This is a genomic window from Mycobacterium sp. MS1601 (assembly GCF_001984215.1).
In the GTDB taxonomy this organism is placed as follows: domain Bacteria; phylum Actinomycetota; class Actinomycetes; order Mycobacteriales; family Mycobacteriaceae; genus Mycobacterium.
Genome location: NZ_CP019421.1, coordinates 1 through 13802 on the forward strand (window position 1 = coordinate 1; position 13802 = coordinate 13802).

At 64.0% G+C, this 13802-nt stretch carries 14 protein-coding genes and 1 pseudogene; 4 read left to right on the plus strand and 11 right to left on the minus strand.

What is annotated here, in order from left to right:
* Both BVC93_RS33695 and BVC93_RS30655 read right to left on the minus strand, forming a co-directional pair.
* Positions 1–224 (minus strand): annotated as a pseudogene (locus tag BVC93_RS33695) (hypothetical protein); the annotation flags it as partial.
* A gap of 624 nt (positions 225–848) precedes the next feature.
* A complete protein-coding gene (locus BVC93_RS30655; RefSeq protein ID WP_157517310.1) occupies positions 849–1160 on the minus strand; it encodes a hypothetical protein in 312 nt (103 codons plus the stop codon).
* 236 nt (positions 1161–1396) lie between these two features.
* On the opposite strand from BVC93_RS30655, the gene BVC93_RS30660 reads away from it, so the two are divergent.
* A complete protein-coding gene (locus tag BVC93_RS30660) occupies positions 1397–2107 on the plus strand; it encodes a hypothetical protein (protein ID WP_083741489.1) in 711 nt (236 codons plus the stop codon).
* Between the two features lie 286 nt (positions 2108–2393).
* On the opposite strand, the gene BVC93_RS30665 is transcribed toward BVC93_RS30660, so the two are convergent.
* The 4 genes from BVC93_RS30665 to BVC93_RS30680 form a co-directional block, all read right to left on the minus strand.
* Positions 2394–3014: a hypothetical protein gene (locus tag BVC93_RS30665; RefSeq protein ID WP_083741490.1), complete on the minus strand. Its 621-nt coding sequence runs from the start codon at positions 3012–3014 to the stop codon at positions 2394–2396.
* Between the two features lie 568 nt (positions 3015–3582).
* Complete coding sequence (locus BVC93_RS30670) at positions 3583–4653, minus strand: ATP-dependent DNA ligase (RefSeq protein ID WP_083741491.1); 1071 nt, start codon at positions 4651–4653, stop codon at positions 3583–3585.
* Between the two features lie 130 nt (positions 4654–4783).
* Positions 4784–5056, minus strand: coding sequence for a hypothetical protein (locus BVC93_RS30675; protein ID WP_083741492.1), 273 nt, complete (start codon positions 5054–5056; stop codon positions 4784–4786).
* On the minus strand, positions 5053–5442 hold the full coding sequence (locus BVC93_RS30680) for a hypothetical protein (RefSeq protein WP_157517311.1): 390 nt from the start codon (positions 5440–5442) through the stop codon (positions 5053–5055). Before BVC93_RS30680 ends, BVC93_RS30675 begins: the two co-directional genes overlap by 4 nt.
* A gap of 988 nt (positions 5443–6430) precedes the next feature.
* Here BVC93_RS30680 and BVC93_RS30685 point away from each other — a divergent pair.
* A complete protein-coding gene (locus BVC93_RS30685; protein ID WP_083741494.1) occupies positions 6431–7171 on the plus strand; it encodes a hypothetical protein in 741 nt (246 codons plus the stop codon).
* A gap of 36 nt (positions 7172–7207) precedes the next feature.
* Here the strand turns inward: BVC93_RS30685 and BVC93_RS30690 are convergent, their stop codons facing one another.
* The 5 genes from BVC93_RS30690 to BVC93_RS30710 form a co-directional block, all read right to left on the minus strand.
* Positions 7208–8995 carry a hypothetical protein gene (locus tag BVC93_RS30690; RefSeq protein ID WP_157517312.1) on the minus strand — a complete coding sequence of 596 codons (1788 nt, stop codon included), beginning with the start codon at positions 8993–8995 and terminating at the stop codon, positions 7208–7210.
* Positions 8996–9218: 223 nt separating this feature from the next.
* Positions 9219–9779 carry a hypothetical protein gene (locus BVC93_RS30695; RefSeq protein WP_157517313.1) on the minus strand — a complete coding sequence of 187 codons (561 nt, stop codon included), beginning with the start codon at positions 9777–9779 and terminating at the stop codon, positions 9219–9221.
* Between the two features lie 284 nt (positions 9780–10063).
* Positions 10064–10534: a hypothetical protein gene (locus BVC93_RS33330; RefSeq protein ID WP_157517314.1), complete on the minus strand. Its 471-nt coding sequence runs from the start codon at positions 10532–10534 to the stop codon at positions 10064–10066.
* A 94-nt stretch (positions 10535–10628) separates the two neighbouring features.
* Positions 10629–10919 carry a hypothetical protein gene (locus BVC93_RS30705; protein WP_083741498.1) on the minus strand — a complete coding sequence of 97 codons (291 nt, stop codon included), beginning with the start codon at positions 10917–10919 and terminating at the stop codon, positions 10629–10631.
* Positions 10920–10935: 16 nt separating this feature from the next.
* Positions 10936–11742: a hypothetical protein gene (locus BVC93_RS30710; protein WP_157517315.1), complete on the minus strand. Its 807-nt coding sequence runs from the start codon at positions 11740–11742 to the stop codon at positions 10936–10938.
* Positions 11743–11811: 69 nt separating this feature from the next.
* Between BVC93_RS30710 and BVC93_RS30715 the strand changes: the two genes are divergently transcribed.
* Both BVC93_RS30715 and BVC93_RS30720 read left to right on the plus strand, forming a co-directional pair.
* On the plus strand, positions 11812–12027 hold the full coding sequence (locus BVC93_RS30715; RefSeq protein ID WP_083741500.1) for a helix-turn-helix domain-containing protein: 216 nt from the start codon (positions 11812–11814) through the stop codon (positions 12025–12027).
* A 178-nt stretch (positions 12028–12205) separates the two neighbouring features.
* Positions 12206–13798, plus strand: coding sequence for a serine/threonine-protein kinase (locus BVC93_RS30720; RefSeq protein WP_083741501.1), 1593 nt, complete (start codon positions 12206–12208; stop codon positions 13796–13798).
* The last annotated feature ends 4 nt before the right edge of the window (positions 13799–13802 follow it).

Below are 13802 nucleotides of genomic sequence, written 5' to 3' on the forward strand. Positions count from 1 at the left end.
GGGTCGCGCATAGTTGGTGCGAACGTCGCGCGGGTGGTGACGCCCAGCAGGGCAGCGAGTTCCAGTTGACCGGGAGCAGCAGCGCGCGGGGCGCCGGCCAGAAAGTTCTCCGCTCGCGATGGGTCGTCCCCACTGATGGCGTGGAGAGCTTGTTGGTACGCAGTGCCAGGGTGCGCCGCCATGTAGGCACGGGCGAGCTTCTTCAACCGAGCGGAATCGGGCATCGTCCAAGCCTTCCGTGTGTGCCGCCGGTTCGACGCCGCGACCGCCATCTTCGCCGACAGACTCAGGATGGTTTCGTGCCACGGCCCCTATGGGGGCTGACTGCCTACGTTGGTCTGGGTCGCGGCCTGGACCTTCGCAGCTCCCGCCGCGTGACGTGGCGATTACCCAACACTTTAACGGCCCTGGCAGCCAATCCCTGGTTCGGAGACGAACAATTTTCAGAGGTGCGGCCATCGGGTGGATCTCGCTGCTGACCCGGCCAGCCAACGTCGCGGCAAGGTCCGGTTTCTGCCCATCGCCTCGCTGAATCACCGCCACTAACGTGCCCGTGTAAAGTGGGCGACAGATGCAGTCGGCTCAAACCGGCTGTTCGCGAAGAAGCCCCCTCCACAGGAGGGGGCTTCCCTGTTTCAGCGGGCACCCTGGCCGCCGGCCATCTCGACGACCGGTGCAGAACTTTCGCGTCCGCAATTCTCAGGACTGAGCGAGTCGCTGCACGCGAGGGTCTACGGGACGGCCGGTCCTCTTACTGGCGGTGACAGCAGCCTGGGCGGCAACTTTCCGAACGAGGGGACTGCGCGGGGGTCTCGGCCTAGCCGTGGCCTCAATGGCCACCCACAGGCTCACAGCGCGCTCTTCAACAGCGTCCAGGCGGGCACAACCGGCAGCGCCGCGACCAGCACGGTCAAAGCCAAAACTAGAGGTACCGGTAGCGCGAAGGGGACGGCCACTGTCGAGGCCGCGATAACGCAGACGTACAGCACGACCGAGAGCGCGAGGAGCACGTAGGCGAGCCTGGTCGCAACACCAGCGCCAACGCCGGATTTGCGATTGAGCTCAATGCGCGGGGCTCCCCACAGGGCAAGCACTAGCGTCACCAGCACGGCGACCGCAGCGGGAACCATCAACCAGGCTGGAAGAAGTGGAGCGTTCATCGGCGACCTTTCGCATCGGGGCCTACTACAGCCGTGGTAGGCGTCTCTGCTGAGTAAGTACCTCCGCGAGGCGCGATTTCCGTCACCCGCCTGGGTCTCGACCTAGAAACTCCCGCTTTCGGGTGACTGCGCTGACCGCAGTTCCATCCTCACCACCGGCCATGCCAATTATCCGGCGGACCCAGCGATGACGTCCTAACGTTGATCCGTATGACCCTCGAATCGGGTAGTCGGGTATGACCCGCAAATCGTCCTTCCCGTGGGCGCCCACCTCGATGCCGTTCATCCGCGATCACTGGATCCACGCTGAGTTCGACCGAAGGGTGACCGAGGACCGAGAGGAGGCCGCGCGGCTCCGAAACAACGGTCAACCGCGCGCCGCAGCTCGACTGGACGTGGATATCGCTGGAGACGTACACGCGCGAACTCAGCTTGCGCAGGCGAATCTCTACTGGGTCACTCGCGACATGGTCGACTATGCCCTTGCCGCCGCCAAAACACTCCCCGAATGGACGCCGCGGGCGGCTATGCCTTCCTCAAGCGGCCTGCTCTGCTGGGCCAAGCCTGCAGCCGGCTTCGCGATGCAGTGGGGCGCGGAAACACCAGTAGAGCGCGTGCCCGCAGATGCCATGGCCTGGTACTTCCTCCAGGACGGCACGCTCCAGATCCTCGGCGCATCCAGAGCTGACCGCAGTGAGGCCTCGCGGCGTCAACTGCGTGTTGACACTCCCTTCGTAATCGGAAACGGCGGCAGTATCGACGCGGACCTGCCCCTGGCGATCGACATCATCGATGAGCGGAACGTCCCGGCCGTCCTATTACTCGGCGCGGCCTGGCTCTTGATGGCTCAAACGACTGTTTCCACCAATCGGCGCATCCCTCCCCCGAGCCACCGGGGGCGGGCAACCGTTCCTTCCGGGACGCTCCACCAGAACACTCCGCAGTGAGCCTGATAGACCTTCGCCGTCTCGCGGCTGGTCCTGCTGAACACGTTTCCGGAAATGGCCGGAGCCGCACCTACACGCACCAGTGGTGGGTGGATGGCCATTGGCGGCAACAGGCGTGTGGACCCGGACGCAGCTACCGCAAACCCGTTTGGATTGCACCACACATCAAAGGGCCTGAGGGCACACCCCTTGCGAACGAGCGCGTGCACGTTTTGCGTCGCTGAGTTGACCTAAAGCCTCAACTAGGGCGGATCTCCCGACGCTTGGATCATTGCCTGCACCCTCCTCATACAGGGACTGCTCGATATGTCGGCTCTGGCTCGTCCTCAATCGCCGCCGTCCCGGTGTGAGCCTTCGCTATGTAGTGGTCGGCAAGGATCAGTTCGTTGGTGGTGTGGGGGAATTCGCAGCTCTCAGCTTCGGCGCACACGCAGCGCCAGCAGTCCTCACAGAACGTGTTTCCTTCATCATCGCTACCCACGGGGTAGTCCCGAACTATGTGATGCCGGCGCTCTTCGCAGATCCTTGCTTGCCGGTGGTAATCATCTCGCCAGTCCTGGATCCCGGCTCGGGCGAAGGCAAGGGTCTCGTCGTCTCGGATCCAGTACCCTCCCGATACCCGCGTCCAAAGTCCTTCCACTATCAATGTTTCGAGCTTCTCAGCGTCGATTCGTGAGCCACGGTCTCGAACCGCGTCGGGGACAGACAACGGAACAAACCCCATCTGGTCCTCACGCTCAGCGAAAAAGGCCAGAGCTACGCTGACCTCCGCGGTATCCAAGTGCACCTTGAAGAGGGCGGCATCATCGAGCCGGCGGTATGCCGCCAGGTGCGCGCCGCGGGGACTCTCCATTGCGACGAACTCGTACTCGTGCTGGACAGGGCGGGTGACCGCCCGCTTAGCCACGGGGTACGGTGTGCCTGGATTGTCGCGCTGATATTGGCGTGCAGCATCTTTGGATGCGTTGTTGGGCTTCTTACTGCGCGTCATTCGAGTCTCCAAACGTCAGGCGGTTTTGCCTCGTCCCACATCAACGAGGAGGCTTGGCGTTCATCAACAAGCGCGTGACCCGAGGGGTCTGGTCTTCGTAAGCCAGCGGCCGATGTGGGGCCGTGTACTGCAATCTGGCAACTCGAAGAGTCCGCCGCGCGCACGCGACGCTGATCGAATACTAGCCGACTTTTCCGCCCAGCCACGTGGACGCCGTGCATCAGATCCCCACCAATATTCGCCAAACAGACCGCCCGGCAGGTTCTTTCACCGCATAGGGCAATTATTCCCACAGGTGGCAAACTAGGGGGCAGGAGCCGCGATTGAGCCGGTACGAAGCTGCGGCCGCCGGGTCTGCGGACTAAGCGCCGTTGGCTGGGTGCGTCGGTATTCGGGACCTACAGGCCGCCATTGCGGCTGGGGAGTCACCCCCCGACGCGGCCCGGAGGGCGCTGGCAGGCGCCCTCCGGCCGGGGGTCCGATCTCAGCTGGCCTTGAGTTTGAGTTGGGCTACTACGCACTCGGCGGGCTCTACGTCGTCTCGGACGCCCAGGAGGACGGGCTGATAGAGCGCGCCGCCAGATTGCGCGGCGTAGAGGTACCGGACTTCGACGACATCGCCGATCTGCGGTCGGTTCTGGTTCGCCGGGACGGTCACGTTCCCGACTGCCTTCCAGTCGTCGCCGTCGAGCAGGCTCACCCCCACGCTGCGCTGCTGGTTCACCGCGGTGACCATCGCGGAGATGGTCGCTACGAACTTGAGCTTGAGCTGCGTCCCCCCGCTGTTGGGGCGCCCCTGCCGATAGGGGGCATCCCATCGCTTGAACACGACGCCTTCGGCGTTGCGCTCCCGGAGTTCGTTGAGGTGGTCAGCCTTGGCTGTCGCGTCCGTCCAGCACCGGGCGTAGACGATGTGAGCGGAAAACCTGGCTCTGTCGATCAGAGCGGTAAGGGCGCTGTAGCGATCGCGGTAAGGCCGCTCGCGCAGGTCGGTGCTGTCCCGTGAGAGCAGGTCGAACACGTGAAAGCGATCGCCGATGACTTCGCCATCCAGCACGAAGTCTCCGGACAGGGCGAGAGCTGCGGCGGCGACGGGGGCGGACAGGCTGACGACCAGACCGAGCTTATTGACGCCCTCGACCACGGTGCCAATCTTGCGCAGCATCAGGCGCCGCCCGTCGAACTTCTCCTGCATGACCCAGTGCGGGTCAGCCACGACGCGGGCGGCTTCGCCCTCGTCGATGACATTGAGCAGCTGCGGCAGCAGCCCGCTGACCCGGCCCGCCTTGTCGCTGTGAAGGTAGGGCGTGCCGGAGTCGCCGTCGGTGTACCCCTTGGATCGCTTGTCGGACACCAGCTTCTCGAAGATACGCTGAGCGGTGGCGTGATCGACCGGGGCTTTCGTTTTGGTCCCGGTGGTCAGTGTTGCTCCCCTGCGGCCATAGGCAAAGGTCACGACGAAACCGCCGTCTGCTGATTCGATGCTCGCGTGATAGACCTTGTCGCTGGAGCCAGACTTGAAGTAAAGGCTCGCGGATTCTGCGCGGTTGTCCATGTCGAAATTCCCTTCGTAGGTGAGCAGACGCGCACGCCTGCCCGTTTGGATCGAACACCGTAATCATACGGTGCAGCACTGACATTCAGATGGGGCAGCTGCGGTAGGCCGGGCTTCCAAGACGTCCGACTTACACCGCCTCCCAGCTCACTTGCGCCGCCTGGCACTGCTCGACGTAGTGCACGCTGAGGTCGGCGCTGCTGATGAACCTCAGCGGGCAGGTGTCCTCCCATACCTCGGGCAATGTCTCGATGGGATGGATGTCCGCTTCGGTGAAGCCGTAGTCGAACATGAGGTCCCGGTCGCCGCCCCAGGTGATCAGGTAGATCTTGTGGCAGCCGTCGTAGGCGAACTCGGTGGCCTCGACGACGTTGCCGTTGATTTTCAGCGTCCCGTCGCTCATTTCACGGCCCCCGCGATCGTGCGCAGGTGCGCCAAGGTGATGTACGGGTTGTATGAGCCGGGCCAGGGTGAGTCATCGTTGAGGAACGCCACTTCTGGGAGCCACCCGATGGCGTAGTCCAACTCGTCGTCGTCCAGCTCTTGACCGCCCCACGCGGTGCCGATGTGTCGTGCGTAGGAGGGCAGCCGGTTCTCGTCATCGACGTAAACCGCTGCGTCAGGGTCGATTTCCAGCGCCACCATTCGTTCGACGGCGTTCGCGATCGCCTCGCGTTCCTGATCTGTCATGCCCCTGGGGGCCGGTCCGCTGCCTTCGGGCACCGGCGTCTCGTCCTGCTCGCTGGCATCCACGTGTGCGCTTGCCCTTTTCACGGTTGAATTCAGCATCTGTTGCTTCCCCTCACGGGTCCGGTGACCGAACGCTCACGTCCGGCCGAATTGTTGTATGTCGTTGTCCGACATGACTTATTTTACCTTCACCCACCGACATCTTTGGAGGGTTCTGCGGGTTCCGCCCGAGACGGCAATCTGCACGAAAGTTGGACACTCAGGCCAGGGTGGCAGCTTCGCGTGGGGCAGTTCCGGAGCTGTGCGACAGGGCCTGCTCCGCAGGGAGTCGAGAGGAGGTTGCTGGGGAATGTCGGGCCGGTGCAGCAAATCCGCCGAAAGAGGCCTCACCTGCGGTTAGCGTCGCCGCAAGCAAAGATCACGAACTCGGGCCGAGCAGTTCCACGTACTGTTTCGGCCCCTGACCGGCGGATTCATAGCTGGCAAAGCGCCGTGGCTCAGCATTTGCTGGGCCTGGAACGGGCTGCGGAAAGAACCCCTCGATAGAGGACGCCTGCCATCCGGCCGCATTCATGCAGGTCAGGGGCGGACCAGTGGCGGGCGCCAGGAGGTATCGGTCGGTCAGTGGCCCTTCAGAGAGCGATTCCGAGCGGCGACTCCACCGACTTTATTCCAATTTTCCAGAGATTAAATCGCTCTAGCAAACTGCGTATGCGTCGCGCGTTACCGCGCGACGCCGATAAGCGGGCCGCTTTCGGCTGGCCCGCGCGGACACCTGTCGCGCACCACCTCTTCACGCCGCCCCGATCAGATATCGCCACGTCAAGAGCCCAAGGACTCGCAACACGCCGCTCAGAGGCGGTACCGACGAACGCGGGCCAATTGGGGTTAACGTGGCCGGTAATCGAAGGTCCGCGACGTAAGGGGTTCCCGTGAATCGACTTGATCAGCTAACTGGCGAACGCATCGCTGAATTTGTCCAGAGGATGGCTGAGGATGAGATCCCGGCCACTCCGCAACCGTTCCTCGCTGATGCGCGAGCCCTCGGGAGCCAAGCGACTTCGACCTTTGTGGCGTTCCGTGCGTCATGCTGAGCAATGTCGTCGTCGACGGATGGTTCGTGCCCGGCGAGGGCCCCGCTGAGGCATACGTGCTGACACCTGCCGGTGCGTGTTACCACTTGCTGCAAAGCCCCGAGTTCGCTACCGCTGCTGCGTCATCAGAGATGCCGGTAACTCCCACGCTGACGCTCGGCAGGGCCGCTGACGGCGAACCGGACGTCATTGATCGACACCACAAGATCCACGACGCGCTAGACGCTGCGGCAGACCTTCTGATCGCCAAGATGGCCGATGCGGAAGCGTTAGACGAGGTGGTGGCCATGGCCGTGGAGCGCTTCATATCCAAAATGAACCGCCTGGGCCTGCACCCCAAGGATCAGACCTTCCTGTGCCGACTGGACCCCGATGATGAGTGCCTGCGCGACCACTACGGGGACCAAACAGAACTGGCCGCCGCGTACATCCGCGAGCCCATGCCGAACGTCACTGTCACCGGATGGATTGTTGACCTTCCTCATGACCCATACGACCAGCAGTACGCAGACCGCGCTTTTGTGATCGCTGATGACGGAACGATTTTCCCACTCGTCCAACCCACCGAGCTGGCAGGCAGAGACCTCTCACCAGAAGACATCGAGCCGGTCGACCCAATCGAATTCGAGCCCCTGGCCGACCGGTATCTCGACGACGAAGCGCATGCCCAGGCCGCGGCGTTGCTCCTAGGGATCGACCACGCCTTGGCGATACGCGAACAGCCCTGCCACTAACCCCGTGCCGCCGGCCGAGCGCCGGATCGTCGCCACCTAACGGATGACGGTGAGTCCAACGATGTACGCGGCCGGGATGGTGACACCGTTGTGCAGCCCTTCTGGGATGAAGCTGAGAGCACCATTGCTCCGCACCGATTCCACCACTCCTTCGACCTCACATAGGTGCGGGCCGGGGTCGTCGTGTGAGGGACATTCGGTTTGCAGTTCAACGTGGATGCGCCCGCGCACTTGCCATCGGCTGTCTTCCGGTAGGCCCATACTCAGCAGAGCCAGGTCGTCACAGCCGTAGACGAATACAGCTCCGGGTTCCAACGCATGCCGGACGGCATAGGCAGTCCAATCACCGCCGCCATCGCGGCCGCGGTACAGATCTGGCGGAGCGGAGTCAGGCGTCAGCGGACGGTGCACCCGCCCATAGTAGTAATGGCCTGAACCTGATTCACGTTGTGCGAGCCCACTTCTGGCCTCATCGACCATCACCGTGGGCTTGCGCCTACTGGTGAATTCGCTACTGACGATCGCGACGCCGGCCCACCTCGCTAGTCGAATCGCTTGATGGCGATCGTCGGTGATGGGCTCGCTGTGCATGGGGGCGGGCAGCTCTGCAACGTGCGCTGCGGCCCAGGCGGGGACTCTGAGGATTGCGACACTGCCGCTTCGGTAGCCGCCATACCCGTCGCGACGTGCAAGTTGGTGTGGCCCGCTGACGACTTCGAACTGTGCGAGGTAGGCGATCGAGTCCATCCCTTCGCCGGTGAGCGGCCACCACGGAACGCACATCAGGTGGGTGCAGTTGTCGGTCGTGTCTCCTTCTGTGGAGAACAGCCCGCCGGCCGCCAGCTCCAGGCGCTGGACCCATTCGGCCACGTGGAGGCGGCGATGGGCTTGAGCAGTTCGCAGCGCCCAGGTGTGGGGGCAATCGCCCCCTACAGGGGTGGGGTCGTGCACGGCGCAGCATGGCAGTGCGTTCAGGTCGTGGACGTGGGGAAATTGCTCGTCGAAGTAGTCCGCCAGGCGATCCACGCTGATGCTGCCGCCGCGTTTAGTCGCGTCGCGCCATGTCGCGGCGGTGAGGTGCCACGGAGACGGCTGCTTGTAGCCCGCTCCCCGCGCACCCATCATCTGCTGGTACACATCGGGAGGTTTTGTGCAGCCCGAGATTTGCATGATCGCATCTGACTCTTGGAGCGCCGCGCTGTCGGTCTCCACCATCCGGATTGCTCTCTCCAAGATGGCGGACCGGCCGGGATTGTCGCCTATGCCCTTGGCGAGTTGCGAAATGGTAGATGCCGCGGATCGGCGATGGGTATCGACGGCATGGGTAACTTCCAAGGCGGTTGCAGCCCAGCCCTTTCCACGGATCTCCCGCAGCTTCTGCGCCCAGACGTCGCCGGCTAGGGGCTGTCGGGCTTTCCACCGCGCGAACTGCAGCCACGTCCAGTCGCCGTCAGCTGCACCATCGAGGCCGTCCTGCACCCATTCGGCGGCGCGCACTAGCTCGGCGACCAATGTCACGAACGCATCCGCGGCCGGCGAGATCGTCGCCTGCCGCGCGCAGCCCAAGCACACGTCGTGAAGCGAGATGTTGAAATCCAGCGCAGCCACCCGATTCGATACTGGCGGTGGTTTTCGCTCTTTGAGGGGAGTCCATTCACGTTCGCCGGGGAGGAACTTGCAGGCCGATCGCTTATCCGCCCAGTGATACTTCGACTTCAGCGAGGACTGCCAGAGCGGGATGGTCGCAGCAGCAAGTTGGTCGGGGACGTCGAGCGCTAACGCTTCGAGCTGGTCGCGTGTAACCGCCGCGAGATCACCGATCATGGTGCCTAAGTATGCCGCGTGCGCGCCGCGGTGAGCGTTACATTCCTGCGGTTGCACGCAGGTGGATACAGGGTCAATGCGCTCTGGTCACACGTCGCAATCAGTGGTATCGGCTCGGCTGTTGCTGCACGTACTCGCGGCGACGGCGGAGCCTGAAAAGGTTCGCCCGGCCAGCCATCGGGGCCGCGTTGGCTTTCGGCACGGCCCCGACAGCGGACGAACGTCACGACGTCGGCACTCCGTCGATCTCGGACAGGTCGACGCGCTGGACGCTTCCGACAACTCCCCCGGGCCCGTAGCGGCGCTGAACCTCGAACACGGTGGCAATGGAGCTTGGATCACGGTGGATATCTAGAGCCTTGCGCGCCGCTTGCTCATGGCTGTCGGCCTGGATGTCGATGACCCAGCCGACGCGATACTCCTCCTCCTCAGGAACGAGTCCGCTGCCCTGGTGCTCTGCTTCTTGATCCGACAGCGCCCAGGTGAAGCTGCCGCGCTCAGCGCGCAACTGGCCACCGACGACGCGGAAGCCGAACAGGCAGTCGTCCGCACCGATCAGCCGGACGTATGACCCCTCGGTTGCGTAGCGACCCAGGATGTCGAGGACCTTGTCGGTGGCAGCAACGTAGGTGTCGCAGTGGTACCCGAGCACGAAGTCCTCATCGCGGCCGGGTTGCGAGCATTCCTGGAAGGACGTCAGGTCCTCTACCGCCTGGGTCAGCGTTGCGTGATGGGCTCCGAATTCATGACAGAGCGCCGATAGCGCCGCGTCTACTGCGTCCACTGGCACCCGAAAGTCGTTATCTACTGAGCTTGCGGAGTATCCCATGGTCATACCTCTTCACTGGTCGTTGCCCCAGGCCTTCGACGCCGGGCAACCTCTGTTGGTGAATGGGCGCTCACACCCATCCGGTTGTCATGCCTCCGGACCCTTCATGTGCCCGCCGAGACAATTCAATTATATTGCGACCCACTGACATCCGGATCGGTGCCGCTCATGCGATGCCGGCACCTAGGCGTTGCACTGCAGTTTCCGCAGTTTCGAGATCGCAGGCTAGGTGCGGTATCTCAGAACATTGGTGACACGAAGTCTTGGCTCACTGGCTTACCGCGGCGTCCCGGTGGATGATCGTTGGCAACGGCGTCGACCACGACAGGTTGGATACCCCAGCGATCCAGCATGGCCTCGGCGTTGGGAACTATCTGGGTGAACGGGTGTCCCTCGGCCACCCACTGCTCCAGGGGAACCGCAACGTAGTTACCGTTGAGTCTCTTTGGCCACCAGCCAAACGCGGCAGCCCGAGCCAGCAGCTCGGCTGTCGCCGTGCACTCCTCTTCCAGATGGGTGCCGGCCATGCGCGCCGCCGTATCACCGCTGACCGCGATTCTCCAGGCAACTTCCGGATTAAAACCTCTCCTCCAGAACAGCCGAGAAACAACATCATCAAGATCTGGCTCGACGCGCTCCAATCGTGCGACAGGGACAGCGTGGCGTGGCGTGTTGTTGTCGCCTGCCTGGCTCGCGTCTGGATTCGCCATCTGTCAATCCTTCACTTCCTCGGCATTTCGAGCAACGCAGTTTCCACGTGCTGTTGATGGCTCACCGCGTAACCAATCTCATGAGACAGCACAGCTAGGTCGCTGGATTACCGGCGGGCACCGTCCATTGCAGTTCGGAGGTGTGGTCGCCGTGGTCGCTCGCCAGGGCAATGCCGTTGGCGCGCACCTCCCATGCCCCTGTAGCGGGCGACTGAACCAACTTCGCACCATCTGCTGTGGAGTAGTCAGACAGTTCAGCGTTGACCCGTCGGATTTCGTCGGCCGTCAGCGGTGCAGTGCGTGTGATGGTGAACGCCAGCAGGTCTGCGCCGGCACCTCGCTCGACAGTCAGGGTGACGCTGCCGCGGCTGTATGTGCTGATCATTGCGCAACCCCCTCCGTTATCGGACCGGCGACGGGGGGAGAACGCGACCGAGTTTCCGCATCGGCCGCGGGCAGCTTTCGGGGGCTTCAAATCCGGGCTGCCCTGGCAGGACGATGCGGCCGTTGATGAGCTTGGCGTCTTTCCATTCGCCTTGATAGCGGGGATCTCCGTGCATCAGTTCGCTGTCGGTGAGGTGTTCATTCCACGCGTATGGCATTTCCCACTGCTGCCTGTGCTGATGCCACATGAGTACTTGAACAGTTCCGCCAGGACGGCAGTCGTTGACGAAAACCCTTGCGTCGTGGCGATACATGAGGTCGGCGATCGGGAATCGTCGCCCATCATCGCGTACGCCGCACCACGCTCCGTCGATCAGCTTTGGGCTTGCCGGTCGCCCTGTTCGGTGCTGCTGGGCCGGGGTGTGTTTGCCGCCGATGATGGAGAGGGCTTCGTTGAAGGTGAAGCGGATCAACGTGCCCCACATGTTCATCGCCGGGTGATGGGCACACGCCACTAGCGCGTCTGGGCGACCGATCTTGGCGGTCTGCTCATTGAGTAGGTTCACGAGTTCACGCGTCAGATCCTCGTTGAACTCGCCGAATGCCGCGGCCTGGGCTTGGGCCAGCCGGTGGGGGCGTCGTCCTCCGAATCCGTACTCACCCAGCCCTACCAGCCGGGGTGCCTGCTGCAGTTGGGCGACGATTCTCGACGGCCGCAGTGACCAGTAGGTTGGGGCAGGATCTGCTGTGATCGTGTTCATTTGGTTTGGTCTCCTTACGGGTCCCATCGGGCCATTCCGTCTTCCCGGTTCATCCGGTGCCATGCCCGCGCCCAACCCTCACTGTAGCAGTTGATACCACAGTAGTGTGGTCGACGCTGCTACAGTGTCGGCGTGACTGCTCGCGGAGAGATCCCGTCATCCGAACGCGAGCGGCTGCATGCCGCAGCTGGCGGCGTCGACGCCGCCGCCGGTGAATTGAGGGCCGCGGTCCAGTCCGCCTGGCGGGCAGGTGGCTCCGTCCGCGCGATCGCTGCCGAGTTGGGTAAGTCGACGCGCACGATCCAGAACTGGCTAGAAGAGGCCCGGCAAGAGGCACCGTCGCGGTAAAGCCGATCCTGGGCAAAGCGGGCCGATCATCACCGCAAGGCCCCTCCCGTCGACAACGCCCGTCCAGTTCGGCCCTCGGTGCGCGTGCCGATGCGCAGCTCAGCGCCATGCTCGGTAATACTTGCATTTCGTAACATCCGTGGAGATCCCGTCGACTAGGAGAGCTGCAGAGCAAGCCATGGCCTTGAGCGTGGGAACGGTCGTTGCTGGCTACACGATCGAAGCGGTCCTCGGCGCCGGCGGTATGGGGACCGTCTACCGTGCTGCCCATCCGAACTTGCCCCGCAGCGACGCACTGAAGATCCTGTCCGAGGAGTTTTCCCGCGACGAGGAGATCCGCAGCCGGTTCCAACGCGAGGCCGACCTGGCCGCCACGCTGAGCCACCCGAACATCGTCACCGTCTACAACCGCGGTGAGACCGATGACGGGCGCCTCTGGATCGCGATGCAGTACATCCCGGGCACCGACGCCGATCAGCAGCTCCGCGACGGGCACATGACGCCCGTGCGGGCGGCGCGCATCATCGGCGACGTGGCCACCGCCTTGGACTACGCCCACCGGCGCCTGATCTTGCACCGCGACGTCAAGCCGGCCAACTTCCTGCTCGATGCCGACGATGGGCGTGTCTTCCTCGCCGACTTCGGCATCGCCCGGGCGCTCGATGATGCGGCCGGACTGACCCGCACCGGGACGGTGATGGCCAGCATCTCCTACACCGCCCCGGAGAGCTTCAAAGCCCTTCCCGTTGACCACCGCGCCGACATCTATTCACTGGGCTGCGCGCTCTATCAACTCCTGACCGGCAGGACGCCGTTCTTCCAGGCGCAGGCCAGCGGAATGGCCGCGGTCGTGTCTGCTCACCTTTTCGAGTCGCCCCCTAGAGTCACCGATCTCGCACCGGCTCTGCCAGCGACGCTCGATGCGGTGATCGCCAAGGCGATGGCGAAGGACCCTCACGACCGGTACCAGAGCGCGCGTGCACTCGCCGCCGACGCTGCTGCCGCTCTCACGGCCACCACAGCGGCCCCGTCACACACCCAGCCATGGCGCACCGCCGGTACGCCCCCGGCAGCGGCAGCGCCGTCTCAGGGCACCAACAGCGGGCCAGTTGCCCCCGCGGCCCCGACACCGAGACCATCTGGCGCACCGGAACCCGAGCCAGCACCACCGTCCCCATTCGAAGCGTCGTATCCGAGCCCGCAGCGCCCCGGACATGCCGTCGGCCAGCCGACCCCCGCTCCGCCCTCGCCCTACGAATCCGTGCCGCCGCCCCGGCCGCCGGCCGGCGGACCGATGACCCCCTTGCGGCGACCGCGCCGCCGGCGAACGGTCATCGCGTCCGCCGCGGCGCTCGTGGTCGTCCTGGTCGTCGCGCTCGGCAGCTACTTCGCGCTCAGCGACCCTGCGCAAAACCCCTACTCGCCGCAGACGTTCCTGCACAAACACGGCCAGACCGAAGTCACTGCGGCGCCGACAGCCGTAGCGGCCTTGGGACCTGGCGACGCCGACGCTGTGCTGTCCCTTGGCGTGCAGCCGGTAGCCATGACCGCTCCCGCTGCCACACTGCCCGCCTTTGAGCAGGCCGCCGTGACCGGCAGCCCTGCGGTGTTGGGTTCAATCGACACCGCGGCCATCGCCCAGACCAACCCCGACCTGATCATCGCTACCGGCGACATCGACGACGCCACTTTCCGCAGGCTCACCGAGATCGCCCCGACCATCACCCGCCCGAGAACACCAGCGCAGATTGGAACTGGCAGAGCCAGCTGAACTG